At 54.2% G+C, this 26,207-nt stretch carries 24 protein-coding genes and 7 tRNA genes; 19 read left to right on the top strand and 12 right to left on the bottom strand.

What is annotated here, in order from left to right; all coding sequences use genetic code 11:
• Positions 1–342 (top strand): formate hydrogenlyase maturation HycH family protein (locus tag FDX22_RS14420; protein ID WP_146717390.1); only part of this gene is annotated, 342 nt, incomplete at its 5' end.
• Positions 335–805, top strand: a complete 471-nt coding sequence (gene hycI, locus FDX22_RS14415) for a hydrogenase maturation peptidase HycI (protein WP_115257627.1) — start codon at positions 335–337, stop codon at positions 803–805. The genes FDX22_RS14420 and hycI, both read left to right, overlap by 8 nt.
• Before the next feature lie 67 nt (positions 806–872).
• Here hycI and FDX22_RS14410 read toward each other — a convergent pair whose 3' ends face one another.
• From FDX22_RS14410 to ascF, 3 genes are all read right to left on the bottom strand, one after another.
• The gene (locus tag FDX22_RS14410) at positions 873–1,112 is read right to left on the bottom strand and encodes a SymE family type I addiction module toxin (RefSeq protein WP_115257628.1); all 240 of its coding nucleotides are present in this window, start codon (positions 1,110–1,112) and stop codon (positions 873–875) included.
• Between the two features lie 194 nt (positions 1,113–1,306).
• Positions 1,307–2,731 carry a 6-phospho-beta-glucosidase gene (locus FDX22_RS14405; protein WP_146717389.1) on the bottom strand — a complete coding sequence of 475 codons (1,425 nt, stop codon included), beginning with the start codon at positions 2,729–2,731 and terminating at the stop codon, positions 1,307–1,309.
• A 22-nt stretch (positions 2,732–2,753) separates the two neighbouring features.
• Positions 2,754–4,208 carry a PTS cellobiose/arbutin/salicin transporter subunit IIBC gene (gene ascF, locus FDX22_RS14400; RefSeq protein ID WP_146717388.1) on the bottom strand — a complete coding sequence of 485 codons (1,455 nt, stop codon included), beginning with the start codon at positions 4,206–4,208 and terminating at the stop codon, positions 2,754–2,756.
• A 263-nt stretch (positions 4,209–4,471) separates the two neighbouring features.
• Here ascF and FDX22_RS14395 point away from each other — a divergent pair, with 263 nt between their 5' ends.
• The 3 genes from FDX22_RS14395 (at position 4,472) to hypF (ending at position 8,552) form a co-directional block, all read left to right on the top strand.
• Positions 4,472–5,485, top strand: coding sequence for a LacI family DNA-binding transcriptional regulator (locus tag FDX22_RS14395; RefSeq protein ID WP_146717387.1), 1,014 nt, complete (start codon positions 4,472–4,474; stop codon positions 5,483–5,485).
• Positions 5,486–5,629: 144 nt separating this feature from the next.
• Entirely contained in the window at positions 5,630–6,175 is a 546-nt protein-coding gene (gene hydN, locus FDX22_RS14390) for an electron transport protein HydN (protein ID WP_096759340.1), read from the top strand.
• A 142-nt stretch (positions 6,176–6,317) separates the two neighbouring features.
• A complete protein-coding gene (gene hypF, locus FDX22_RS14385; protein ID WP_146717386.1) occupies positions 6,318–8,552 on the top strand; it encodes a carbamoyltransferase HypF in 2,235 nt (744 codons plus the stop codon).
• A 117-nt stretch (positions 8,553–8,669) separates the two neighbouring features.
• On the opposite strand, the gene norW is transcribed toward hypF, so the two are convergent.
• On the bottom strand, positions 8,670–9,803 hold the full coding sequence (norW, locus tag FDX22_RS14380; RefSeq protein WP_096755975.1) for an NADH:flavorubredoxin reductase NorW: 1,134 nt from the start codon (positions 9,801–9,803) through the stop codon (positions 8,670–8,672).
• The gene (gene norV / locus FDX22_RS14375; protein WP_096755976.1) at positions 9,800–11,248 is read right to left on the bottom strand and encodes an anaerobic nitric oxide reductase flavorubredoxin; all 1,449 of its coding nucleotides are present in this window, start codon (positions 11,246–11,248) and stop codon (positions 9,800–9,802) included. Before norV ends, norW begins: the two co-directional genes overlap by 4 nt.
• A 191-nt stretch (positions 11,249–11,439) precedes the next feature.
• Here norV and norR point away from each other — a divergent pair, with 191 nt between their 5' ends.
• Positions 11,440–12,963 carry a nitric oxide reductase transcriptional regulator NorR gene (norR, locus tag FDX22_RS14370; RefSeq protein WP_146717385.1) on the top strand — a complete coding sequence of 508 codons (1,524 nt, stop codon included), beginning with the start codon at positions 11,440–11,442 and terminating at the stop codon, positions 12,961–12,963.
• Here the strand turns inward: norR and gutQ are convergent.
• The 7 genes from gutQ to srlA form a co-directional block, all read right to left on the bottom strand.
• The gene (gene gutQ / locus FDX22_RS14365) at positions 12,960–13,925 is read right to left on the bottom strand and encodes an arabinose-5-phosphate isomerase GutQ (RefSeq protein WP_096755978.1); all 966 of its coding nucleotides are present in this window, start codon (positions 13,923–13,925) and stop codon (positions 12,960–12,962) included. The two genes, norR and gutQ, sit on opposite strands and share 4 nt — an antisense overlap.
• Positions 13,918–14,691, bottom strand: coding sequence for a DNA-binding transcriptional repressor (locus tag FDX22_RS14360; RefSeq protein WP_117343186.1), 774 nt, complete (start codon positions 14,689–14,691; stop codon positions 13,918–13,920). The genes gutQ and FDX22_RS14360 overlap by 8 nt, the downstream gene beginning before the upstream one ends.
• 206 nt (positions 14,692–14,897) lie before the next feature.
• Complete coding sequence (gene gutM / locus FDX22_RS14355) at positions 14,898–15,257, bottom strand: transcriptional regulator GutM (protein WP_146717384.1); 360 nt, start codon at positions 15,255–15,257, stop codon at positions 14,898–14,900.
• Between the two features lie 58 nt (positions 15,258–15,315).
• Positions 15,316–16,095: a sorbitol-6-phosphate dehydrogenase gene (gene srlD / locus FDX22_RS14350; protein ID WP_115257636.1), complete on the bottom strand. Its 780-nt coding sequence runs from the start codon at positions 16,093–16,095 to the stop codon at positions 15,316–15,318.
• A gap of 17 nt (positions 16,096–16,112) precedes the next feature.
• Positions 16,113–16,475: a PTS glucitol/sorbitol transporter subunit IIA gene (srlB, locus tag FDX22_RS14345; protein ID WP_096755982.1), complete on the bottom strand. Its 363-nt coding sequence runs from the start codon at positions 16,473–16,475 to the stop codon at positions 16,113–16,115.
• Positions 16,476–16,488: 13 nt separating this feature from the next.
• Positions 16,489–17,460 carry a PTS glucitol/sorbitol transporter subunit IIB gene (locus tag FDX22_RS14340; RefSeq protein ID WP_117343188.1) on the bottom strand — a complete coding sequence of 324 codons (972 nt, stop codon included), beginning with the start codon at positions 17,458–17,460 and terminating at the stop codon, positions 16,489–16,491.
• Complete coding sequence (gene srlA, locus FDX22_RS14335) at positions 17,457–18,020, bottom strand: PTS glucitol/sorbitol transporter subunit IIC (RefSeq protein ID WP_137399672.1); 564 nt, start codon at positions 18,018–18,020, stop codon at positions 17,457–17,459. Before srlA ends, FDX22_RS14340 begins: the two co-directional genes overlap by 4 nt.
• A 262-nt stretch (positions 18,021–18,282) precedes the next feature.
• On the opposite strand from srlA, the gene mltB reads away from it, so the two are divergent.
• From mltB to FDX22_RS14270, 13 genes are all read left to right on the top strand, one after another.
• Entirely contained in the window at positions 18,283–19,362 is a 1,080-nt protein-coding gene (mltB, locus tag FDX22_RS14330) for a lytic murein transglycosylase B (RefSeq protein ID WP_096755985.1), read from the top strand.
• Positions 19,363–19,554: 192 nt separating this feature from the next.
• Positions 19,555–20,052, top strand: coding sequence for a nicotinamide-nucleotide amidase (pncC, locus tag FDX22_RS14325; RefSeq protein ID WP_146717383.1), 498 nt, complete (start codon positions 19,555–19,557; stop codon positions 20,050–20,052).
• A 92-nt stretch (positions 20,053–20,144) separates the two neighbouring features.
• Complete coding sequence (gene recA, locus FDX22_RS14320; RefSeq protein ID WP_115257638.1) at positions 20,145–21,209, top strand: recombinase RecA; 1,065 nt, start codon at positions 20,145–20,147, stop codon at positions 21,207–21,209.
• A gap of 68 nt (positions 21,210–21,277) precedes the next feature.
• Complete coding sequence (gene recX, locus FDX22_RS14315) at positions 21,278–21,778, top strand: recombination regulator RecX (protein ID WP_115257639.1); 501 nt, start codon at positions 21,278–21,280, stop codon at positions 21,776–21,778.
• A gap of 128 nt (positions 21,779–21,906) precedes the next feature.
• Positions 21,907–24,534, top strand: a complete 2,628-nt coding sequence (gene alaS / locus FDX22_RS14310; protein ID WP_146717382.1) for an alanine--tRNA ligase — start codon at positions 21,907–21,909, stop codon at positions 24,532–24,534.
• 238 nt (positions 24,535–24,772) lie between these two features.
• Positions 24,773–24,958, top strand: a complete 186-nt coding sequence (csrA, locus tag FDX22_RS14305) for a carbon storage regulator CsrA (protein WP_000906486.1) — start codon at positions 24,773–24,775, stop codon at positions 24,956–24,958.
• A gap of 379 nt (positions 24,959–25,337) precedes the next feature.
• Positions 25,338–25,430, top strand: a tRNA-Ser gene (locus FDX22_RS14300).
• Between the two features lie 3 nt (positions 25,431–25,433).
• A tRNA-Arg gene (locus FDX22_RS14295) sits at positions 25,434–25,510 on the top strand.
• A 91-nt stretch (positions 25,511–25,601) separates the two neighbouring features.
• Positions 25,602–25,678 (top strand) — tRNA-Arg (locus FDX22_RS14290).
• A gap of 41 nt (positions 25,679–25,719) precedes the next feature.
• Positions 25,720–25,796 (top strand) — tRNA-Arg (locus tag FDX22_RS14285).
• Between the two features lie 59 nt (positions 25,797–25,855).
• Positions 25,856–25,932 (top strand) — tRNA-Arg (locus tag FDX22_RS14280).
• 41 nt (positions 25,933–25,973) lie between these two features.
• Positions 25,974–26,050 (top strand) — tRNA-Arg (locus FDX22_RS14275).
• Positions 26,051–26,109: 59 nt separating this feature from the next.
• Positions 26,110–26,186: transfer RNA gene (locus tag FDX22_RS14270), tRNA-Arg, on the top strand.
• Positions 26,187–26,207: the final 21 nt, after the last annotated feature.

The following is a 26,207-nucleotide window of genomic DNA, read 5'->3' as shown; positions in this document are numbered from 1 at the left end:
GAGGCGCAGCAGGTTGTCTATTACAGCCTGGCGATTGGTCACCACTTAGGCATAATCGACTGCCTGGAAGCGGCGTTAACCTGCCCGTGGGATGACTATCTGGCGTGGATTGCCACGCTTGCCGAAGGAAGCGAAGCTCGCCGTAAGATGGAAGGCGTGCCGAAGTATGGCGAAATCGTCATCGATTTTAACCATGTGCAGATGCTGGCGCGCGCGTTTGATGACGCGCTCGCCGTGCAGACACCGCAACAGCAGGAATGGAGCAAGCTGGTGCTCAGCATGCTGCATGACATTCACCAGGAAAGCGCCATCTATCTGATGGTGAGGAGACACCGTGACTGACGTTTTATTGTGTGTCGGCAACAGCATGATGGGTGACGACGGTGCGGGTCCGCTGCTGGCAGAAATGTGCGCGGCTGAGCCTAAAGGCAACTGGGTGGTCATCGACGGCGGAAGTGCGCCAGAAAATGACATCGTCGCGATCCGCGAACTGCGCCCGGAACGTCTGCTGATTGTTGATGCCACTGACATGGGCCTCAATCCCGGCGAGATCCGCATTATCGATCCCAATGATATTGCCGAGATGTTCATGATGACCACCCATAATATGCCGTTGAACTATTTGGTTGATCAGCTCAAAGAGGATGTTGGCGAGGTGATTTTCCTCGGCATTCAACCGGATATTGTCGGCTTTTATTACCCGATGACACAGCCAATCAAAGAGGCGGTCGAGACCGTGTATCAGCGATTAGCCGGTTGGGAAGGCCATGGCGGATTTGCTGAGTTAGAAGCGCCAGAAGAGTAAGCATTCCCAGCGCCGGATGTCAGCCACGCTCGGCATCCGGCCTGTTCCGCCTTTACATATCCAGCCGTTATTCAGTTGCCTGCTCAATAATTAATTTCCCCTGCATCACCGAAACATTCACCTCTGTGCCGGTCGGAAAACCCGCCTGTTCCAGCCAGTCGCCATTCAGCGTTAATGAGGCGTGTCGACTGATACGCAGGGTGAATCCGGTACGGCGATCTTCGTAGCGTCTTCTGACGTAACCCACTTTTAAACGACGCACGGGTTTGGCGATAATCATTGGTGTTTGAACATTATCAGTAGACATGAACGTTTCCTTGTTACGAACGGTGAAAAGTAAAAACTACTGAATAAAATGCCAGTAATAATGCGCGGCAGCAAACCGCAGAATGGAATGACGATCCAGAAAAATGAATGTAAAAAATGAAACGGGAAGGAAGGGCGGATGTTTGTGGCGGGTGATCATGCGGGCCGGATAGCAAGCGCCATCCGGCCCGACGATCAGTCCAGATCAGCCCCGTTGCTGGCGATCACTTTTTTGTACCACCAGAATGATTTCTTGCGAGTCCGCGTCAGCGTGCCATTGCCTGCGTCATCGCGGTCGACATAGACAAAACCGTAGCGTTTGCTCATCTCGCCGGTGGAAGCGGAAACCAGATCGATACAGCCCCAGGTGGTGTAACCCATCAGCGGCACGCCGTCTTCAATGGCGTCTGCCATGGCGCGAATATGGTCGCGTAAATAGCGGATGCGATAGTCATCGTTGATCTCACCGTTGGCATCGATTTCATCTTTTGCCCCCAGTCCGTTCTCCACCAGAAACAGCGGTATCTGGTAGCGGTCATACATCATGTTTATGGTGATGCGCAGACCCAGTGGGTCAATGCCCCAGCCCCATTCGCTGGCTGCAATGTACGGATTGCGCAGCGACTTCACCACGTTGGCGGCGCTGGTGTTGCCGGTGTTCATTTCTGCCGAGGCGCAGCGCGAGGCGTAATAGCTGAAGGAGACAAAATCGACGGTATTTTTCAGGATGTCGTCATCTTCCGGGGCTTTCTCAATCACTACGCCCTTGTCACGAAACACGCGGGCTGAGTAGGCGGGATAAGCACCACGCGCCTGTACATCAATAAAGAACAGGTTTTCACGGTCCTTTTCCAGCGCGGTCCACACATCTTCAGGTTTGCACGAGTAGGGGTAAAAGTTTCCGCCCGCCAGCATGCACCCGACCTGGTTGTGCGGATTGATTTCATGGGCGATTTTGGTTGCCAGTGCGCTGGCAATCAGTTCGTGGTGCGCGGCCTGGTATTTCACCTGATCCTGATTTTCACCCGCTTCAAACACCAGTCCCGCGCCGGAAAAAGGGCTGTGCAGCAGGATGTTGATTTCATTGAACGTCAGCCAGTATTTCACCAGACCATCAAAGGCCTCGAAGCAGGTACGGGCGTAGCGGGTGAAAAACTCCACCATTTTGCGGTTACGCCAGGAGCCATACTCGGTGACCAGGTGCATCGGTACATCAAAGTGGCACAACGTCACCAACGGCTCAATACCGTACTTTTTGCACTCGGCAAACACCGAGCGATAAAAATCAATGCCTTCCTGATTTGGCGTCAGTTCATCCCCGTTCGGATAGAGCCGACTCCAGGCAATTGAGGTACGAAACACCGTGAACCCCATTTCTGCCATCAGGGCGATATCGTCTTTATAGCGATGATAAAAATCAATCGCTTCATGGCTGGGATAAAACTCGTCATCCCGCAGTTGAACGCGCTTTTCCTGACCCAGTTTAACCGGCATTCGATGTGCGCCGTGGGGGATCATATCCACGGTAGTCAGCCCTTTGCCGCCTTCCCGATACGCCCCTTCAGACTGGTTGGCGGCCAGTGCGCCGCCCCATAAAAATCCTTGCGGAAAAACAGACATAATAAACCTCAGTTAGTATCCGTCAGATGCTGGCGCCATTGATATTTCCCGGCTGCGCAGCCTGATTTTTTCTGGCCTGCGCGGCCGCATCTTCGACGGGAATATCCTCAAAGCCGAGCAGCAGCGTTAAGACAAACGACAGCACTACCGCCAGCGCCATGACGCCAAATACCCAGACAATGGTCATCGGATTGGCCGGGTCAAAAAACTGTACGCTGGTGAACAGACCTGGTGCTGCCATCGAGTGGCTTGCCAGTCCGGCCATCCCGGCTACGGCACCGCAGATAAAGCCGCTGATAAGACTGGCAATCAGCGGACGTTTCAGGCGTACCGCCACGCCGTACAGCGCCGGCTCGGAAATCCCTGCCATAATGGCGGAGGCCGCCGCGGCTAACGCTGTCTGACGCAGTTCCGGGTTTTTGGTTTTCCAGGCGACCGCTAAAGAAGATCCACCCAGCGACAGGTTGGCGCCAATTTCAGACGGCATAACCATGCCTTCTTTACCGGTTTCGGCAATGGTTTGAATAATGGTGGGGGTAAAGACGCGGTGCATGCCGGTCATTACCAGAAGCGGCCACAGTGCGCCCATAATGGCCACCGACAGCCAGCCCAGATAACCGTGAATGGTGTACACCAACGCGGAGATCGCGCTGCCGATCCAGATGCCAATCGGGCCAATTAAGACGATGGCGAGCGGGGCGGCGATCAGCACGATCAGCATTGGTTTCAGGAAGTTTTTGGTTACGGCTGGCGTGATGCGATCCACCCACCGTTCGATGTACGACAGGCACCAGGTCATGACCAGCGCCGGGATCACCGTGTAGGTGTATTTCACCGCTGTGACCGGGATCAGCGCGAACTCAACGTGCTCGCCCTGTGCGGCCTTAGCCATCAGATCAATAAAGCTCGGATGCACCAGCACGCCCGCAATAGCAATAGCCAGCGACATGTTGGTTTTGAATTTAATGGCGGCAGAGGCGGCGACCATCAGCGGCAGGAAGAAGAATGCGCCGTCGCCAATCACTGTCAGGATCGTCAGCGTCGAGGAGCCTTTTTGCAGCACGCCGGTCATTTCGAGGATCATTGCCAGCAGTTTCAGCATCGATCCACCGATAATCGCCGGGATCAGCGGTGACATAGTGCCGATCAGCGCATCAAGGATCCCTGCCCCAATACGCTTGAGCGTCAGTTTGGGTTTGCTTGCGGGTTCGCTGGGCTGCATATCGCCCGGCAGCAGGCTGACGACCTCGCGATACGCCTGGGACACGGTATTACCAATAATCACCTGGCACTGATTGTCGCTACGCACTACGCCGAGTACGCCATTAAGCGTTTTTAACGTGGCGCTGTCGACCTGCGAATCATCTTTGATAACGAAACGTAAACGGGTCATGCAGTGGGTTACTGCGGTGATGTTCTCGACGCCGCCCAGAGCCGTCACAACCGAGCGCGCCAGCGCTGCATAATTTTTAGACATCGGATTTAATCCTGTTTTATCAGTAGGGTAGGTAATGTCTTACCGTTTATTTTCGTCTCATGTTGGTGATGATGAAACATTGATAGGAAACCGGTTCCACAAAATCATGTTTAATTTATGATATTTGTGCAAGATTATATTTTGATCATTTTTTGTATTTGTGACTACGATCACCAGATAACGCGTTCTGCGATTGAGCAGCAAGGACAGCGGTGAAACGGTGCAGTACACTGCGTCACATTGCGTGAAAAGGGATGAGTAAGATGACCACGATGTTGGAAGTGGCGAAGCGTGCTGGCGTGTCGAAAGCTACGGTTTCCCGGGTGCTTTCGGGGAACGGCTACGTCAGCCAGGAGACCAAAGACCGCGTGTTCCAGGCTATTGAAGAGAGTGGCTATCGTCCCAATTTGCTGGCGCGCAGCCTGGCGGCGAAGAGCACGCAGACGCTGGGTCTGGTAGTGACCAACACCCTGTATCACGGCGTTTATTTTAGCGAGTTGCTATTTCACACTGCGCGTATGGCGGAGGATAAAGGACGCCAGCTTCTGCTTGCCGACGGTAAACATAGTGCCGAGGAAGAGCGTCAGGCGATTCAATATCTGCTCGACCTGCGCTGTGATGCTGTCATGATCTATCCGCGTTTTCTCAGTGTGGATGACATCGATGAGATTATCGATGCACACGCCCAGCCCATTATGGTGCTTAACCGACGCCTGCGTAAAAACACCAGCCACTGCGTCTGGTGCGATCAAAAACAGACCAGCTTTAATGCCGTCACGCAGTTGATTCGCGCCGGGCATACCGAGATTGCTTTTATCAGTGGCTCAATGGATTCGCCCACCGGCGTGGAGCGACTTTCCGGTTATAAAGACGCGCTGGTGCAGCACGGCATTCCGTTGAATAATGATTTGATTGTGAAGGGTAAATGGACGCCAGCCTGTGGCGCTGAAGGCGTTAAAACCTTACTTTTACGCAAGGTGAATTTCACCGCGCTGGTGGCCAGCAATGATGATATGGCGATTGGCGCGATGAAGCAGTTGGACGAGCAGGGCATTAATGTTCCCGCGCAGGTGTCGGTGATTGGTTTCGATGATATAGCCCTTGCGCCGTACACCATTCCGGCACTTGCCAGCGTCAAAATCCCGGTCACGGAGATGGTCCAGGAAACCATAGGACGCCTGATCTTTATGTTGGACGGCGGAGCCTTTACGCCAGCGAAAAACTTTACCGGCGAGCTTATCCCTCGCGCCTCTCTTGCCCCGACACTTTCACGCTGATGCTGTCATTTGTCATCGTCACTAGTGACGATGACAGGCATTTTTGCAGCGAAGTAAAATAAAAATCCTTTAATAACAGTGCATTAAATTCTGGCACGATTTATGAATGCTTCGGCAGATAATCTGTCATTGCTGGAGAATTTGATGAACCGTTTCATCATTGCAGACGCCAATAAATGCATTGGTTGCCGTACCTGTGAAGTGGCCTGCGTGGTATCCCATCAGGATAACCAGGACTGCGCATCGCTGACCCCTGAAACCTTTTTACCGCGCATTCACGTGATCAAAGGCGTTAACGTCTCTACCGCGACGCTGTGCCGTCAGTGTGAAGATGCGCCGTGTGCCAACGTCTGCCCAAACGGTGCAATTAGCCGCGATAAAGGCTTTGTCCACGTGATGCAGGAACGCTGCATTGGCTGTAAAACCTGCGTAGTCGCTTGTCCTTATGGCGCAATGGAAGTGGTTGTCCGTCCGGTTATTCGTAACAGCGGCGCGGGTCTGAACGTGCGTGCTGAAAAAGCCGAAGCCAACAAATGCGACCTGTGCCACCATCGCGAAGCCGGTCCTGCCTGTATGGAAGTCTGCCCGACGCATGCGCTGATTTATGTCGATCGCAATAAACTGGAGCAGCTGAGCGCGGAAAAACGCCGTCGTGCGGCACTGGACTCCACCGCATCTTTGCTGTTCTGATTGTCCAAAATCCGCGTAAAATACCTGCGCTAATAGCGCTACGCTTATCAGGCCTACAGGGCAATAACACGTAGGCCGGATAAGGCGAAGCCGCCATCCGGCAAAGGGATATTTCAGGGATACACGATCGCGGGAATTCAACATGACACTAAGCAACCACTCCGGTGTAGAGCTGCGCATTCGCGGTAAGGTACAGGGCGTTGGGTTCCGACCCTTTGTCTGGCAACTGGCGCAGCGGCTACAGCTGCATGGCGACGTCTGTAACGACGGCGACGGGGTGGTGGTGCGTTTGCTCGAAGACGCAGCGCAATTTATTGCCGAACTGCATCAGCACTGCCCGCCGCTGGCGCGGATTGATAGCGTCGAGAGTGCGCCGTTTGTCTGGCAACAACGACCTGCAGATTTCTCCATCCGCCAAAGCGCTGGCGGAACGATGAATACGCAGATCGTACCGGACGCTGCAACCTGCCCTGAATGTCTTGCTGAAATGAACACCCCCGGTGAACGCCGTTATCGTTACCCTTTTATCAACTGTACCCACTGCGGCCCGCGCTTCACCATTATTCGCGCAATGCCGTATGACCGTCCGTTTACCGTCATGGCTTCATTCCCGTTGTGCCCACAATGCGATGCTGAATATCGCGATCCGTATGATCGTCGTTTTCATGCCCAGCCTGTCGCCTGCCCAGCGTGTGGCCCGCATCTGGCGTGGATAAGCGCAGACGAGCGAGCGGAAAAAGAACCGGCGTTACAGGCGGCGGTTACGCGGTTGAAAGCCGGTGGCATTGTGGCGGTTAAAGGCATTGGTGGATTTCATCTGGTCTGTGATGCGCGCAACGACGCTGCTGTGGCGCTACTCCGTCGGCGTAAACATCGCCCGGCTAAACCGCTGGCGGTAATGCTGCCGGGGGATGACGGACTGCCAGAAGCGGCACGGCGTTTGCTGACTACGCCCGCTGCCCCCATCGTGTTGGTCAATAAACAGTATGTGGTTTCACTGTGCGAAGGGATTGCGCCAGGACTTACCGAGGTCGGCGTCATGCTGCCTGCCAACCCGTTACAGCATTTGCTGTTGCAGGAGATGAAGGGGCCGCTGGTGATGACCTCCGGCAACCTTAGCGGCAGGCCGCCAGCCATTACTAATGCGCAGGCGCTGGACGATTTGCACGACATTGCCGACGGCTTTCTGCTGCATAACCGCGAGATTGTACAGCGCATGGATGACTCCGTGGTGCGAGAAAGCGGGGAGATGTTGCGTCGCTCCCGAGGCTACGTGCCGGATGCCGTGGCGCTGCCGCCAGGTTTTCGCGACGTGCCGCCGATGCTGTGCTTAGGCGCTGATCTGAAAAATACGTTCTGTCTGATCCGGGGGGAACAGGCGGTGATTAGTCAGCATCTGGGCGATCTGAGCGATGACGGCATTCAGCATCAGTGGCGCGATGCGCTGCATCTGATCCAGAACATTTATGATTTTACCCCGCAGCGTATCGTCTGCGACGCGCATCCTGGCTACGTTTCCAGCCAGTGGGCCCGTGAGATGACGTTGCCAATTGAAACGGTGCTGCACCATCATGCGCATGCTGCTGCCTGCCTGGCTGAGCACGGCTGGCCGTTGAACGGTGGCGATGTCATTGCCCTGACGCTGGACGGTATCGGCATGGGCGAAAACGGTGCGCTGTGGGGGGGCGAGTGCCTAAGGGTGAATTATCGCGAATGCGAATACCTGGGTGGCTTGCCCGCGGTGGCGCTGGTGGGAGGCGATCTGGCGGCAAAACAGCCGTGGCGCAATCTGCTGGCGCAGTGTCTGCGCTTTGTGCCTGACTGGCAGCGTTATCCGGAAACAGCGTTTGTGCAGCAGCAAAACTGGAGCGTACTGGCTCGTGCCATCGAGCGTGGGATCAACGCGCCGTTGGCATCATCGTGTGGACGCTTGTTTGATGCCGTTGCCGCCGCACTGCAGTGCGCACCACAATTCCTGAGCTATGAAGGCGAGGCCGCCTGTGCGCTGGAGGCGTTAGCGTCACAATGTGCAGGCGTTGAACACCCGGTCACCATACCGCTTAACAACAACCAGTTGGATTTGGCGGTTTTCTGGCAGCAGTGGCTGAACTGGCAGGCGACTCCCCCTGAACGCGCCTGGGCTTTCCACGATGCGCTGGCGAGTGGGTTTGCCACGCTAATGCGCCAACAGGCACAGTTACGCGGTATTACGACGCTGGTATTTAGCGGGGGCGTGATGCATAACCGTTTGCTGTCAGCCCGTCTGGCGTTTTATCTGCATGACTTTACGTTACTGTTCCCGCAGCGTTTACCGGCTGGGGATGGAGGATTGTCGCTGGGGCAGGGCGTGATTGCCGCGGCGCGGGCATTGCCGTAGAAATAAAAAAAGCCCCGGGACTGGCGGGGCAAGAAAAGCAAGTCGGGGCATACCGACAAGTGGCAACGCACATCCGTGTGCGTGAGGTTAATAAAACAAGCAATGGCACAACATTGTTTACACGGGCAGTGTTTTCAGCAGCGCGAAGGCCTCCTTCATACGATCTTCGCTCACCACGAAGGCACACAGTTGGCCTTCGCTGTTCATTCCTCTGGCGACCATACCTTCTGCTTCAGCCGCAATATGCCAGTTCAGATCGCGACGCTGGGTTTCCCCTGCCAGGTGTAATGGCAGCTCCGGCGTTTTGATTTTTACCAGCATGGCTGGCAGCTTCAGCGGGGCATTGCCGCCGAGCAGGTTTTTCGCCAGATACATCGCGCTGAGCTGAATCGGCTGCAGGAACGGCAGGACCTGACCATTAATTTCTGCGCAGTCACCGAGGGCGTAAATATCCGGGTGGCTGGTTTGCAGATAGCTGTCAACGCAAACGCCGCGATTGATGGTTAACCCGGCGCGACGCGCCAGCGCGGTTTCCGCACGCAGACCGGTTGCGGCAATCACCGCATCAACGTCTACACTGCGGTTACGATCGAGCGTGGCGCGAATACCGGTGCTGGTTTTCTCCAGACTCTGCAACTGTGATTTCAGCAGCAGGTGTACGCCCATATCGGTCAGACGATGCTGTAAACGGCTGCTGACTTCTGGCGGCATTAACGAGGCCAGAATGCTGGCGGCGTTATCGATAAGCGTCACCGCTTTACCGGCACGGCAGAAATCCATCGCCAGCTCGCTGCCAATCAAACCACCGCCAACAATCAGGACTCGCTGCGCATCGCGCAGTTGCGTTTCACAGGCGCGATACTCCTGCTGGCTGTTCAGTGTGAGCATTAACTCACGTCCGGTTACCGGCGGTACAAAGGCTGATGCCCCCGTAGCCAGCACCAGCTTGTCATACTGCCACTGCTTGTCCTGGCTTTTCACTACGTGAGCATCGGCATCGATGTCGGTCACCCAGGTGTGCGGGAACAGGCGCAAATTAAACTGTTCGGCAAACTCCCCCGCCGACTGGCGGGTGAGGTCGTCGGCACGCTGTGCCTGGCTGATAACATGGCTGAGATCGGGCTTGTTGTACTCATCAATGCTGTCAGCGGCAATCAGGGTCAGCGGGACAGTCGCATCCTGCTTACGGATATTTTTGACTAACTGGCGGGCGGCGAAGCCCGAACCAATAATGACAATTCCGCGGCTCATTTTGCCTCCGTAGCCAGTACGTCGAAGACGTCTTTGCCTAATGAACATTCCGGGCACAGGAAGTTTTCCGGCACGTCGCTCCACGGTGTACCCGGTGCGACATCCTGCAGCGGCTCGCCTTTCTCTGGATCGTAGATCCACTGGCAAACGCTGCACTGCATGCAAGGTCCAAGGTCAGCGGCCGCGGCGGCGGCACAGGCGCACTCTTCCTCTTTGGTTGCGGCTTTGACGCTGGTTTCCGGCAGTGGAGCGAGCGCCCACTGACGTGCAATTTCACGACCGTGCTGACGGCACAGTTCCAGCGCATCCAGATCCGGGCGCCATTTGGCTTTCAGGCTCAGGGACATTTCAAAACCGGCATCCTGCAGACGCGTGGACAGACGGTCTACCGCACCGCCGCTCCAGCCGTGTGAGCCGAAGGCGCTGGCGCGTTTATTGCGAAAACGCAGTCCGGTCATCTCTTCGACCAGGCCGGCGATCTTCGGCATCATCACGTTGTTCATCGTGGAGGTGCCGACCAGCACGCCTTTAGAGCGGAAGACGTTCGTCAGGACTTCGTTTTTATCGCTGCGGGCGACGTTAAAGATTTTCACTGCCACGTTCGGGTCAACTTCGTTGATGCCCTGGGCAATGGCGTCGGCCATCATACGGGTGTTGTTGGACATGGTGTCGTAGAAAATGGTGATGCGGTCTTCCTGATAATCCGCCGCCCATTTCAGGTACATCTCAACGATCTGCGTTGGGTTGTCGCGCCATACCACACCGTGAGAGGTGGCAATCATGTCGACCGGCAGATTGAAGCCGAGGATTTCAGTGATTTTTGGCGTAACCAGGCGGCTGAACGGTGTCAGGATGTTGGCGTAGTAGCGCTGGCACTGTTCGAACAGTTCAGTCTGATCTACTTCGTCGTTGAACAGACGTTCGTCACAGTAGTGCTGACCAAAAGCATCGTTACTGAACAGCACGGCGTCACCGGTCATGTAAGTCATCATGCTGTCCGGCCAGTGCAGCATCGGGGTTTCAACGAAGATCAGCTGTTTGCCGTTACCGATATCCAGTGAGTCACCGGTTTTTACCACGTTGAAGTTCCATTCCGGGTGATGGTGGTGGCCGGTGATGGAGTCAATAGCGTTAGCGGTGCAGTAAATCGGCGTGTCCGGGATGCAGGACATCAGCTCGGTCAGCGCACCGGCGTGGTCTTCTTCTGCATGGTTAATGATGATGTAGTCAATATCTGCCAGGTCAATTTCATTGCGCAGATTCTGCACGAATTCACGGCTAAACTTGTGGTCTACTGTATCGATCAGGACATTTTTTTCTTCACGGATAAGATAGCTGTTGTAGCTGCTACCGCGCAGCGTTTTGTATTCGGTCCCGTGGAAATCACGAACTTCCCAGTCACGTTGGCCAACCCAATGAATGTTATTTTTAACCAGAATAGACATAGCAACCTCAGTAATTAATTTAGCGTGTTTCTAAAAAAGATGTTTTGCTTATTGCAGGTTGCGTGCCAACTTTTTATTTTATTGATTTATAACAGTTTAATATTTTACTCCTCTAAATTGGCTGTCAAAATGACTATGCTTTTTGTTGTCAATATGACAATATGCATTGTCAAAATGACAATGAGGTAGCCATGAGTTTTTCCGTTGATGTGCTGGCGGGTATCGCCATTGAATTACAAAGCGGTATTGGGCATCAGGATCGTTTTCAACGCCTGATCACGACGCTGCGTCAGGTGCTGGAGTGTGATGCGTCGGCGCTGCTGCGCTATGAATCACGACAGTTTATTCCGCTGGCGATCGACGGGCTGGCGCAGGATGTTCTCGGCAGACGTTTTACGCTGGAGGGGCATCCGCGTCTGGAAGCGATTGCCCGCGCCGGGGACGTGGTGCGTTTTCCAGCCGACAGCGATTTGCCCGATCCGTACGATGGGCTGATCCCCGGCCAGGAAAGCCTGAAGGTCCATGCCTGCATTGGGCTGCCGCTGTTTGCCGGACAAAATTTGATTGGCGCGCTGACGCTGGATGGTATGGAGCCAGATCAGTTCGATGTCTTCAGCGATGAAGAGCTTAGGTTGATTGCCGCACTGGCGGCGGGGGCGCTGAGCAATGCGCTGCTGATTGAACAGCTGGAAAGCCAGAATATGCTGCCGGGTTCGTCCACCGCTTTCGAACAGGTGACGGAAACGCAGATGATAGGCCTGTCGCCTAATATGATGCAGCTGAAAAAAGAGATTGAAATTGTGGCAGGCTCCGATCTTAACGTCTTAATCAGCGGCGAAACGGGAACCGGGAAAGAGCTGGTGGCGAAAGCAATTCATGAAGGCTCTCCGCGTGCGGTGAATCCGCTGGTGTATCTTAACTGTGCCGCGTTGCCAGAAAGCGTCGCGGAAAGCGAACTGTTTGGCCATGTGAAAGGTGCCTTTACCGGGGCCATCAGCAACCGTAGCGGCAAGTTTGAAATGGCGGACAACGGCACGCTGTTCCTGGACGAGATTGGCGAACTGTCACTGGCGTTGCAGGCCAAGCTGCTGCGCGTGTTGCAGTACGGTGATATTCAGCGAGTGGGTGACGATCGCAGCTTGCGGGTGGATGTTCGCGTGCTGGCAGCCACCAACCGTGATTTACGCGAAGAGGTGCTGGCCGGGAATTTCCGCGCCGACCTGTTCCACCGTCTGAGCGTCTTTCCCCTTTCGGTGCCACCGCTGCGTGAGCGCGGTGAAGATGTGGTTTTGCTGGCGGGTTATTTTTGCGAACAGTGCCGGCTGCGGCTGGGACTTTCCCGTGTGGTGCTAAGCCCTGGTGCGCATCGCCATCTGCTGAGCTACGGTTGGCCGGGTAACGTGCGTGAGCTGGAACATGCTATTCATCGTGCGGTGGTGCTGGCCAGGGCAACAAGGGCAGGGGATGAAGTGGTGCTGGAGCCGCAGCACTTTGCCTTACAGGAAGAGGCGCATACGCCGCAGGCTGAAGCCGACGTCATGGCGGAGATCCCGCAGAATCACAATCTGCGCGAAGCCACGGAGTCTTTTCAGCGGGAGATGATCCGCCGGGCGCTGGCGCAGAATAACCATAGCTGGGCGGCAAGCGCGCGGGCGCTGGAAACCGACGTCGCCAACCTGCATCGGCTGGCGAAGCGTCTGGGACTGAAGGATTAGAGAATGCCCGCCTGATAAAAATCCTGCAGGTTAATTGCGCCGGTGAGTTTGCCGTTTTCATCCACCACCGGTGCGGCAGTGATTTTGCGCTTCATCAGAACCTCTTTGGCGTCAATCGCGCGGCTTTGTGCCTGCAGCGTGACGCCATTCGGGGTCATCGCTTCGCGTACTTCCGTGCTGAGTGCGCCGCCACCAACCAGCCAGCGACGCAGGTCACCGTCGGTAAAGACACCTTTCACCAGAGACTGCTCGTCGCAGACCGCCACCAGACCCAGACCGGTGCGGCTCAGTTCCAGCATGGCGTCCATAACGCTGGTAGTAAGCGTCACCTGCGGTACGGCGTCGTCGCGACGCATCAGGTGGTGCACCTTGTTTAACAGACGAGCGCCCAGTGCTCCGGCTGGATGAGAACGCGCAAAATCCTCTTCGTTAAAACCGCGCGCTTGCATGACGGCAATTGCCAGCGCATCGCCCATCATCAGGGTGTTGACGGTGCTGGAGGTGGGTGCCAGACGCATCGGACAGGCTTCACGTTCAACCGAAATATCCAGTACGGCTTTGGCGGCCAGACCTAATGGCGAGGTGGGTTTTCCGGTCATCGCCAGCAGCGCGACGGATTTGTCTTCCAGACGCGGAATGATGAGATCCAACTCTTTCGCGCCGCCGGAGTAGGAGATGAAGAGCATCACATCGCGGCTTTCAATCATGCCTAAGTCGCCGTGCAGTGCTTCCGCTGGATGCACGAAGAATGCCGGGGTGCCGGTGCTGGCGAGGGTCGCGGCGATTTTTTTGCCAATATGGCCAGACTTACCAATTCCGGAGACAATCACTTTGCCTTCGCAGTGGATGATAGTATTGGCGGCACGAACAAAGTCATCGCCGAGGCGTTCTGGCAGTCGGCTGGCTTCCTGGAGTTCCAGCATTAACGTCTGACGGCCCGCGTTCAGTAGTGCATCACTCATTGGTTTCTCCGGTTATGATCACTTCTATCCCTTTTGCTTCCAGCGCCTGACGAAATACAGGGTCGATGCCCGCATCAGTAATCAGCTTGTCGACGCTTTCCAGACTGCATACCACATTGGGGCTTTTGCGCCCGAATTTCGACGAGTCCGCCATCAGAATCACTTCGCGAGCGGCATTGCACATCGCCTTGCTGACGGTATAGACCTCATTAAAGGTGGTCACACCCGCATTCAGATCGATGCCGTCGGTCCCCATGAAGAGTTTATCAAAACTGAACTGCTCGAAGGCATTTTCTGCCAGCTGTCCGTGAAATGACGCCGATTTTTTGCGAAATGTCCCGCCGGGCATCAGGATAGTTTGCTCGTTGTCCAGTTCCGAAAGGGCGTTAACAATGTGCAGGCTGTTGGTCATCACGGTGATGTTACTAAAGCGGGTGAGCATCGGCACCATCTGCAAAACGGTGCTGCCTGCGTCGAGAATGATTGAGTCGCCGTCGTGAATAAAACGCACGGCGGCTTCGGCAATTTGCGCTTTTTTATGCGTGTTGATTAGCGTTTTGTGATCGATGGGCGGGTCAGATTCGTCTTTGTTTAATACTACGCCGCCATAGGTGCGAATGACGGTGCCGGCATTTTCCAGAGTGACCAGGTCTTTGCGAATGGTCGTGCCGGTTGTGTCAAAGTAGTGGGCCAGTTCTTCAACCGAGCATTTTCCCTGCTTTTGCAGGTGCTCCAGTATGGCAGCCTGACGCTGACGAGGTTTCATAGGCGTGATTACCCTGACTTATGTATATACCCGTCATACTTCAAGCTGCATGTGCGTAGGCTTTATTCGGCCTTACGGCCTCACCCCTTCGGGGCCAGCGCAAGCGCTGTTCAAAACAGCCGAGGCGTTTTGTCCTGCAACTCGAATTATTTAGGGTGTAGGTTGCAAAATGATAATTTCGCAAGCTAATAGCATTCATAACGAAATTATCCATGTTTCAGTTTAAGCGCCAATGATAGTGCATTTTGGGAGAGAGGATCATGGGGAAAGATCACATCAGGCTGTAATTCATCAAGATGTTTGCCTATTATCGGGGCAATTTTGCCTGGTCTGGCGAATACGGTAAGACCTTTCATAAATAACGTATCAGTTACCCGCTGTTGCTCATCCAGAGCGATAGCAACCACAACGCGCGGTTTAAAACGTCCGCCGGAACGCCCGACGCCGACCCGACCCTGCTGACAAAGCTTGTCGAACGCGCGATTAAAGCGGGATATTTGCCAGCCGCCCAGCGCTAGCTGTAGGCACCAGGCGATGGCGGCGACGGTAATCAGTGCGGAAACCATGTTATTGCTCCTTGATTATATGCCGGATAAGCGTAGCGCCACCCGGCAATCATACCTCTTAGAACATCACCTGACCGCCGGTGACGTTAATCGATTGTCCGGTGCAGTAAGACGCTTTCGGGCTGGCGTAAAACAGCAACATGTTCAGCACGTCCTGATAATCGCAGCCGCGCTTGAGTGGGACCTTATCCACATAGTACTGCTCCACTTCATCCGGTTTTAGGCCAAGCTTGGTGGCATACTGTGGTAACAACGACTGGAACATCGGTGATTTCAACAGATTACCGAGCATCAAGGAATGCACGGTAATCCCGTATTCCGCGAGATCCAGCGCCAGTGACTGGGTTAAGCCCACGCCGCCGAATTTTGCTGCGCTGTAACCTGAGTTGTGTTTGCTGCCCACTTTGCCGGATTTTGAGTTGATCTGGATAATGCGCCCCTGCACGCCGTCGCGGATCATCAGGCGTGAGAATTCACGTGCACAGAGGAAATAACCGACCAGATTCACCTGCAGCGAGCGGTCGAAATCTCCAAGCTCAAAGTCGCTGATAAACGCCGCTTTGGCGATACCGGCACTGTAAACCAGCAGGTCGGCGCGACCGAATATCTCATCTACCCCGCGTGATAGCGCCAGCACGCTTTGTTCGCTGGTGGCGTCGGCACCAAAGCCGTAAGCGGTACCCTCACCAAACTCGGCATTAATTTCCTGCGCCACGTTTGCGGCTTTATCGCTTTGAATATCGACCACCGCAACGCGGTATCCCTCTGTCGCAAGCCCACGGCAAAGGAATGCCCCCAGGGTCTGGCCTCCACCAATGACAACGGCAACTTGATTCATTTTTCTCTCCTTTACGCTTAAGCAACAAACTTCAAAATACAGCCCGGCGCGATGGCGTCCGGTACCGGCCCCGCAACGTGTACGGTGCCAGGAAATTCCGCTTCACTCTGTCCATCGAAGCGCAGGGTGATATGCCCCAGTTCACGCAAGTTCATTTCTGCCACACTACCCACGGCGGTGACCGGGTAGCGATGCTGGCCCAGCTCAAACTGAATACCCGCCTGCAGAACGCCATTTAGCTCGCCGTGGCAGTGGATGAAACAAAACTCTTCGATATCCGCAGGCGCGCCTTCACGAAAGGTAATCAGCATCTGGTCACAGAGTGCATCCGGTGCGCTCTGGCCAATGCGGGTGATGGTGGTTTGATAGATCACGGTCATCTTTGAGCGCCTCTTATTGATAAATAAAGCCGGAAACAAACCAGGCGATGAGAACGGTAGGCGCGCCAGTCAGGAAGCGGCTTACCAGTACGGACGGCACGCCGACGCGCACGGTGTCCTGACGGGCTTCTGCCAGTGATAATCCCACAGGGATGAAGTCACAGGCGGCCTGGGCGTTGATCGCGAATAGCGCAGGCAGCGCCAGATGTGGAGGGATGTTGCCCAGACCAATCTGCACACCAATCAATACGCCGATAACCTGAGCGATCACCGCGCCTGGGCCGAGGAACGGCGACAGCAGCGGGAAGGAACAGATTAATGCCAGCGTCACGAGCCCCAGCGGATGGCTGGCCAGCGGCGCCAGGCCGTGGGCGATCCAGTCACCCAGACCGGAGGCCATGATGATGCCGATCAACGCCGAGACGAATGCCATAAACGGCAGAATGGTTTTCAGTACGGTATCAATCGTGTCTCGCCCGGACTGGAACAATACCGCCACGGCGGAACCCATGCCCATGCCGACTTTCGCCAGCAGGCCATCGCTCTGTTCAGTGATCTTTTTACTGGTGTCGTAGTCGCGACCCGCCGTGGTGCCTGCCGGTGGTGGCGTCGCGGCGGCTTCACCGACTGCGGTAATGTTGTCTTCTTTGACGCCGGAGACATAAATATCTTCGGTAATGTACTGCGCCAGTGGGCCGGACTTCCCGGTGGAATGAATGTTAATTGTCGGAATCCGGCGTTTCGGGTAAATACCGCAGCGTAGCGTGCCGCCGCAGTCGATGATGGCTGCGCCGATTTCGTCTTCTGCAGGCTCGCCCTCTTTAAAGCCATCAATAGCCTGCCAGCCGGTTAATTGCGCCAGCTTGTCGACAATCGCCGGGCGTGTTCCTGCGGTGATATAGACAATTTTCTTACCGGGGGTAGCGTCCAGTTCAAGCGGGCCACCCCAGCCACCGGTACCTCTTTCAATACGAATACGCCTCATGATGTCGCTCCCGCCAGATGGACTTTCTGCTCAAGTTGAATGCCCATTTTCTTTTCGAAGATGGAGGTGGTGAGGTCGGTCACCCAGCCGCGGAAGAAGTTTGTCACCAGGCCAACCAGCAGATAGCTCACCGCGAGTGGACCGAGCGGCAGGCCAAGCGTGGTCAGGCCGCTGGCGATCCCCAGATAGACAAACAGTTCGCCGGGATTGATGTGTGGAAACAGCCCGTTCATTGAGTGGCAGCTATAAGAGGCTGCCGCGTAGTAACTGGGTTTGTACTTCTCGGGCATAAACCGGCCCAGACTCAACGTCATCGGATTACAAAAAACAAAGGTGCCGATGCACGGCAGCAGTAGATAGCGAGACAGCGGGTTTCCGGCACAGCGTTGAGCAAAACGTTCAATTCGGTGCTGGCCAATAAAGTTAATGAGCGCGTTCATGATGACCAGCAGGCTAATTAACAGCGGAAGAATCCCGGTGACCATGCTGGTGAACACTTCTCCGCCTTTCTGAAACAGCCCGATGAACCACTCTGCGCCCAGGGTGATGGTGTCGATCATTATTCTCTCCTGTAGGGGGTTGGGAATTTGCTAGAATGTGGCTTATTTTAATCACAATGAAAGATTTTAAAGTGTTATTTTGATCGCAAAATGAAAGATAAATATTTTATTGTGAAAGTTATTGCGTGAGGGATCGCAAATGGGGTGGTAAACGGTGAAAGGGGCGGTAAATTCTGCGAAGGAGCGCGACTACCGCTTCCTTGTGTGGCGGTGGATGCTTTACCATACTTCTCTCTGGCTGAATCTGTTTAATGGATGTCTCATGTTCAAGCGTCGTTATGTAGCATTACTTCCCCTTTGTGTGTTGCTTGCTGCCTGTAGTAGCAAACCAAAACCTTCAGAGACTCAAACGACAACGGGTACGCCTTCTGGCGGCTTCCTGCTTGAGCCGCAACACAACGTCATGCTGTCGGGCGGCGACTTCGCCAATAATCCGAATGCGCAACAGTTCATCGATAAAATGGTGAGCAAGCACGGCTTTGACCGTCAGCAGTTGCAGGAGATCCTGTCGCAGGCCAAACGTCTGGACTACGTTCTGCGCTTGATGGACCGTCAGGCACCGACAACGCAGCCGCCAGCCGGGCCTAACGGCGCATGGCTGCGCTATCGCAAGCAGTTCATCACGCCAGATAACGTGCAAAATGGCGTGGCGTTCTGGAACCAGCATGAAGATGCGTTGAAGCGCGCATGGCAGGTCTACGGCGTACCACCGGAAATTATTGTTGGCATTATCGGTGTCGAAACCCGCTGGGGCCGCGTGATGGGTAAAACGCGTATTCTGGATGCGCTGGCGACGCTGTCGTTTAACTATCCGCGTCGGGCGGAATACTTCTCCGGTGAGCTGGAAACCTTCCTGCTGATGGCTCGAGATGAAAGCGATGACCCGCTGGACCTGAAAGGCTCCTTTGCCGGTGCAATGGGCTACGGGCAGTTCATGCCGTCCTCTTACAAAGAATATGCGGTTGATTTCAATGGCGATGGGCACATCAACCTGTGGGATCCGGAGGATGCCATCGGCAGTGTGGCAAACTACTTTAAAGGTCACGGTTGGGTGAAAGGCGATACGGTGGCGGTGCCGGCAAACGGCCAGGCACCAGGGCTGGCAAACGGGTTTAAAACCCAGTACAGCATTTCTCAGCTTGCGGCTGCAGGTCTGACGCCGCAGCAGTCGTTGGGTAACCATCAGCAGGCCAGCCTGCTGCGTCTGGATATTGGCACCGGTTACCAATACTGGTACGGGCTGCCGAACTTCTACACCATTACCCGCTATAACCACAGCACGCATTACGCGATGGCCGTCTGGCAATTAGGTCAGGCTGTAGCGCTGGCGCGCGTACAGTAATTACCCGCAACCGGTCTACAGGAGGAAACCTCTTGTAGGCCGGATAAGATGCCTGGCACCGCCATCCGGCAGATCTTCTTGACGCGACGGATCTATTTCCGGAATCCCCCTCGTAAATTACTCTCCTCATCCCCACATTTGTTTTGAAAGTGCTATCTTGTCCGGCATATTTTTTAACTGACAGAGGCTGAAATGACCGACAGTGAACTGATGCAGTTAAGTGAACAGGTAGGGCTGGCATTGAAAGCGCGCGGCGTGACGATGACCACCGCAGAGTCCTGTACCGGCGGTTGGGTAGCGAAAGTCATTACGGATATCGCCGGCAGTTCCGCCTGGTTTGAGCGCGGATTTGTGACCTACAGTAACGAAGCCAAGTCGCAGATGATTGGTGTGCGAGAAGCGACGCTGGCACAGCATGGCGCGGTGAGTGAACCGGTGGTTGTTGAAATGGCCATTGGCGCGCTAAAAGCGGCCCGTGCTGATTTCGCCGTTTCTATAAGCGGAGTTGCCGGGCCGGATGGAGGAAGTGAAGACAAGCCGGTTGGGACCGTCTGGTTTGCCTTTGCCAGCGTAAGCGGCGAGGGGATCACGCGCCGGGAATGCTTCAGCGGCGACCGCGATGCGGTGCGTAGACAAGCGACCGCCTATGCGTTACAGACCCTGTGGCAACAATTTCTACAAAATACTTGATACTGTATGAGCATACAGTATAATTGCGTCAACAGAACATCATCTTTCACGATTCTTGGTTCAACCCGAGAGTGGCATGACAGGAGTAATTAATGGCTATCGACGAAAACAAACAGAAAGCGTTGGCGGCAGCGCTGGGCCAGATCGAAAAGCAATTCGGTAAAGGCTCCATCATGCGCCTGGGTGAAGACCGTTCCATGGACGTGGAAACCATCTCCACCGGTTCGCTTTCTCTGGATATCGCATTGGGTGCAGGCGGTTTGCCGATGGGGCGTATCGTCGAAATCTACGGGCCAGAATCCTCCGGTAAAACAACCCTGACGCTGCAGGTGATTGCTGCCGCACAGCGTGAAGGTAAAACCTGTGCGTTCATCGATGCAGAACACGCGCTTGACCCTGTTTATGCCCGTAAGCTTGGTGTTGATATCGACAACCTGCTGTGTTCTCAGCCAGATACCGGTGAACAAGCGCTGGAAATCTGTGACGCACTGGCACGTTCCGGTGCCGTAGACGTTATCGTTGTTGACTCCGTTGCCGCGCTGACGCCGAAGGCGGAAATCGAAGGCGAGATCGGTGACTCTCACATGGGCCTCGCGGCACGTATGATGAGCCAGGCGATGCGTAAACTGGCGGGTAACCTGAAACAGTCCAATACGCTGCTGATTTTCATCAACCAGATCCGTATGAAGATTGGCGTCATGTTCGGTAACCCGGAAACCACGACCGGTGGTAACGCACTGAAATTCTACGCCTCTGTTCGTCTGGACATCCGTCGTATTGGCGCGGTGAAAGAGGGCGATAACGTAGTCGGTAGTGAAACCCGCGTTAAGGTCGTGAAAAACAAAATTGCTGCGCCGTTTAAACAGGCCGAATTCCAGATCCTTTACGGTGAAGGCATCAACTTCTACGGTGAACTGGTTGACCTGGGCGTGAAAGAGAAGCTGATTGAAAAAGCCGGCGCATGGTACAGCTACAACGGTGAAAAAATTGGTCAGGGTAAAGCGAACGCAACCAACTGGCTGAAAGAAAACCCGACTACCGCAAAAGAAATTGAGAAAAAAGTTCGCGAGTTACTGCTCAATAACCAGGATTCAAAACCGGACTTCTCCGTTGATGACAGCAGTGAAGGCGTAAAAGAAACGAACGAAGATTTCTGATAATCTGATTTTATCGTATAAAAAGGGCTGCATATGATGCGGCCCTTTTCCATTTCTGAAGGTGCACTATGACAGATTCAACGTCTCGCCGATCCGCGTATTCTCGACTGCTTGACCGCGCTGTGCGCATACTTGCCATGCGCGATCACAGTGAGCAGGAACTGCGACGGAAACTGGCTGCCCCGGTTATGGGAAAAAATGGACCGGAAGAAATTGATGCTACGCCAGAGGATTACGATAAGGTTATTGCCTGGTGTATAGAAAGCCGCTACCTGGATGACGACCGTTTCGTTCAGCAATTTATCGCCAGTCGTAGCCGTAAAGGCTATGGCCCCGCACGTGTGCGCCAGGAGTTGGGACAGAAAGGTATTTCCCGCGAAGCCATCGAACGCGCGATGCGTGAATGTGAGATTGAGTGGGCGCAGTTGGCGCGAGATCAAGCCATCAGAAAATACGGTGAGCCCTTGCCGGTGGATTTTGCAGAAAAGGTGAAGGTCCAGCGTTTTTTGCTCTATCGCGGCTATCTGATGGAAGATATTCAGACAATATGGCGAAATTTTGACGATTGAGCGCATACGGGATTTTACTTCCCCGTGAAGAAAACTTATCTTATTCCCACTTTTCGATTGCCAGCGGCGCTGTTTACGTGCCTGTGCTGGTGATGACATTTCGTTAGCTTGATTTCTTCAGGATAATTATGAGCAAGAGCACTGCTGAGATCCGTCAGGCGTTTCTCGATTTTTTCCACAGTAAAGGACATCAGGTAGTTGCCAGCAGCTCCCTGGTTCCAAACAATGACCCTACTTTGTTGTTTACCAACGCCGGGATGAACCAGTTCAAGGATGTTTTCCTTGGTCTCGACAAGCGTAATTATTCCCGCGCAACCACTTCGCAGCGTTGCGTACGTGCGGGCGGTAAACACAATGATCTGGAAAACGTCGGCTACACTGCACGTCACCATACTTTCTTCGAAATGCTGGGTAACTTCAGCTTCGGCGATTACTTCAAACACGACGCCATCCAGTATGCATGGGAACTGCTGACCGGTGAAAACTGGTTTGCCCTGCCGAAAGAGCGTCTGTGGGTAACCGTTTACGAAACTGACGATGAAGCCTTTGAAATCTGGGAGAAAGAAGTCGGTATTCCGCGCGAACGTATCATCCGTATTGGTGATAACAAAGGTGCGGCCTATGCCTCCGACAACTTCTGGCAGATGGGTGACACCGGTCCTTGCGGTCCGTGCACCGAAATTTTCTACGATCACGGCGACCACATTTGGGGTGGCCCTCCGGGAAGCGCAGAAGAAGATGGCGATCGCTACATTGAGATCTGGAACATCGTCTTCATGCAGTTTAACCGTCAGGCTGACGGTACTATGGAACCGCTGCCGAAGCCGTCCGTAGATACCGGTATGGGTCTGGAGCGTATTGCAGCCGTGCTGCAACACGTTAACTCCAACTACGATATTGACCTGTTCCGCGCGCTGATTGAATCCGTAGCGAAAGTCACCGGTGCTACCGATCTGAGCAACAAATCGCTGCGCGTGATTGCCGACCATATCCGTTCCTGCGCGTTCCTGATTGCCGATGGTGTTGTGCCGTCGAATGAAAACCGTGGCTATGTGCTGCGTCGTATCATTCGTCGCGCGGTGCGTCATGGCAACATGCTGGGCGCGAAAGACACCTTCTTCTACAAGCTGGTGGGGCCGCTGGTCGAGGTGATGGGTTCTGCGGGTGAAGAACTGAAGCGTCAGCAGGCACTGGTTGAGCAGGTTCTGAAAACTGAAGAAGAGCAGTTTGCCCGCACGCTGGAGCGTGGTCTGGCTCTGCTGGATGAAGAACTGGCAAAACTGTCCGGCGATACGCTGGATGGCGAAACCGCCTTCCGCCTGTACGATACCTACGGCTTCCCGGTTGACCTGACGGCAGACGTTTGCCGTGAGCGCAACATCAAGGTTGACGAAGCGGGCTTTGAAGCCGCAATGGAAGAACAGCGTCGTCGCGCGCGTGAAGCCAGTGGTTTTGGTGCCGACTACAATGCGATGATTCGCGTTGAGGGTACCTCTGAATTTAAAGGCTACGAGCATCTGGAACTGAACGGTAAAGTTACCGCGCTGTTTGTAGATGGTAAAGCGGTAGACGCAATTAACGCAGGCCAGGAAGCTGTTGTCGTCCTTGACCAGACGCCGTTCTATGCGGAATCAGGTGGTCAGGTTGGCGATAAAGGCGAACTGAAAGGTGCGGGCTTTGCGTTTGCGGTTAGCGATACGCAAAAATATGGCCAGGCAATTGGTCACATCGGCAAACTGTCTGCGGGTTCTCTGAAAGTGGGCGATGCCGTGCAGTCTGACGTCGATGAAGCGCGTCGTGCGCGTATTCGTTTGAACCACTCCGCAACGCACCTGATGCATGCGGCGCTGCGCCAGGTTCTGGGCACGCACGTGGCACAGAAAGGCTCACTGGTTAACGATAAAATTCTGCGTTTCGACTTCTCCCATACCGAAGCGATGAAACCGGTTGAAATTCGTGCTGTTGAAGATCTGGTGAATGCGCAAATTCGTCGCAACCTGCCGATTGAAACTAACATCATGGATCTCGACGCGGCGAAAGCCAAAGGCGCAATGGCGCTGTTTGGCGAGAAATATGATGACCACGTGCGCGTACTGAGCATGGGGGATTTCTCTACTGAACTGTGTGGTGGTACTCACGCTAGCCGTACCGGTGATATCGGCCTGTTCCGCATCGTGTCTGAGTCCGGTACTGCAGCGGGTGTGCGTCGTATCGAAGCTGTAACCGGCGAAGGTGCTATCAATACCGTGCGTGCTGAGAGCGACCGCTTAAGCGAGATAGCGCATCTGCTGAAAGGTGATAGCCAGAATATCGGTGACAAAGTGCGTTCCGTACTGGAGCGTACGCGTCAGCTCGAGAAAGAATTGCAGCAATTGAAGGAACAGGCCGCCGCGCAGGAGAGTGCAAATCTTTCCAGTAAAGCGGTTGATATCAACGGCGTGAAACTGCTGGTCAGCGAACTGACCGACGTTGAACCTAAAATGCTGCGTACCATGGTTGATGATCTGAAAAATCAGCTGGGGTCTACCGTTATCGTACTGGCAACGGTAGTTGAAGGTAAGGTTTCTCTGATTGCGGGCGTGTCTAAGGATGTGACTGACCGTGTGAAAGCAGGGGAACTGATTGGCATGGTCGCTCAGCAGGTAGGCGGTAAGGGTGGTGGTCGTCCGGACATGGCGCAAGCCGGTGGTACGGATGCCGCAGCTCTGCCTACAGCGTTAGCCAGTGTGAAAGGCTGGGTCAGCGCAAAACTGTAATAATTATAAGCGTAATCCAACGCTGCGGAGGTCAATCTGCAGCGTTTGCATCAACGCTATCGACAACGATAAAGTCAGGTTGAAGTTGTGTATATCGGCTAAACTTAGGTTTAACAGAATGTGATGCCGTGACTGCTTACACTTAGGTGTTTGTCATCGCTTACTTTTTGGCGTTATATGATGGATAATGCCGGGATACAGAGAGACCCGACTCTTTTAATCTTTCAAGGAGCAAAGAATGCTGATTCTGACTCGTCGAGTTGGTGAAACCCTCATGATTGGCGATGAGGTCACCGTGACAGTTTTAGGGGTGAAGGGCAACCAGGTACGCATCGGCGTAAACGCCCCGAAAGAAGTTTCTGTCCATCGGGAAGAGATCTACCAGCGTATCCAGGCTGAAAAATCCCAGCAGTCCAGTTACTAAGGTTTTCGCGTCTCACCTTTCTGGTGAGGCGCAACCTGATTTAGCGCCTCTCTTTTCCTGCTTCTGTTACTTTTCCTTTTCGCTTTACCTCCTGACACCCATCTTGTTCTTCTGATTTCACGCTGTTTTCACTGCTGCACTGCACTTTTTGCCTTTTCCTCAATTTTTCTGTTTGCCCGCCCCCCCGAGAAAACGCCAATTTATCTGTTGATAAAACACTCTTTTTGCCGTTTTTGCAGACTAATTGCGCGTGAAATGTGCAAACGATAAAAGCACTGGAAAAATTGTTTGACTTATAAGTACCAGAAAGTAATATGTGCGCCACGCAGCGACGATGAGCAGAAACAAGTTCTTCGAAGCACTCGCAAGAGGCGTTGTTGGTGAGGTGGCCGAGAGGCTGAAGGCGCTCCCCTGCTAAGGGAGTATGCGGTCAAAAGCTGCATCCGGGGTTCGAATCCCCGCCTCACCGCCATTTGCATCCGTAGCTCAGCTGGATAGAGTACTCGGCTACGAACCGAGCGGTCGGAGGTTCGAATCCTCCCGGATGCACCATATTTTCTGTTTCTTCAGCAATGAAAGAATGGATAATCGATACGGCCTTAGCAGCGGTATCAAAAATCTGCACTAAAGTAGTTTCCCTGATGCATCCGTAGCTCAGCTGGATAGAGTACTCGGCTACGAACCGAGCGGTCGGAGGTTCGAATCCTCCCGGATGCACCATATTCTCCGCAGTATTAATTGTAAATCAATAGTTCCCTGATGCATCCGTAGCTCAGCTGGATAGAGTACTCGGCTACGAACCGAGCGGTCGGAGGTTCGAATCCTCCCGGATGCACCATCTTCTTCGATATTGCTTTAGCAGCGATATCAACTCTGCAGTAAAATAAGTTCCCTGATGCATCCGTAGCTCAGCTGGATAGAGTACTCGGCTACGAACCGAGCGGTCGGAGGTTCGAATCCTCCCGGATGCACCATATTCTCCGCAGTATTAATTGTAAATCAAAAGTTCCCTGATGCATCCGTAGCTCAGCTGGATAGAGTACTCGGCTACGAACCGAGCGGTCGGAGGTTCGAATCCTCCCGGATGCACCATCTTCTTCGATATTGCTTTAGCAGCGATATCAACTCTGCAGTAAAATAAGTTCCCTGATGCATCCGTAGCTCAGCTGGATAGAGTACTCGGCTACGAACCGAGCGGTCGGAGGTTCGAATCCTCCCGGATGCACCATCTTCTCCTGGATAACAGCTA

The sequence above is a fragment of the Citrobacter sp. TBCS-14 genome, assembly GCF_005280805.1.
Taxonomy (GTDB): Bacteria; Pseudomonadota; Gammaproteobacteria; order Enterobacterales; family Enterobacteriaceae; genus Citrobacter; species Citrobacter gillenii.
Note: the sequence above shows the minus strand (reverse complement) of the source record. Positions and strands in the feature narration are given on the sequence as shown.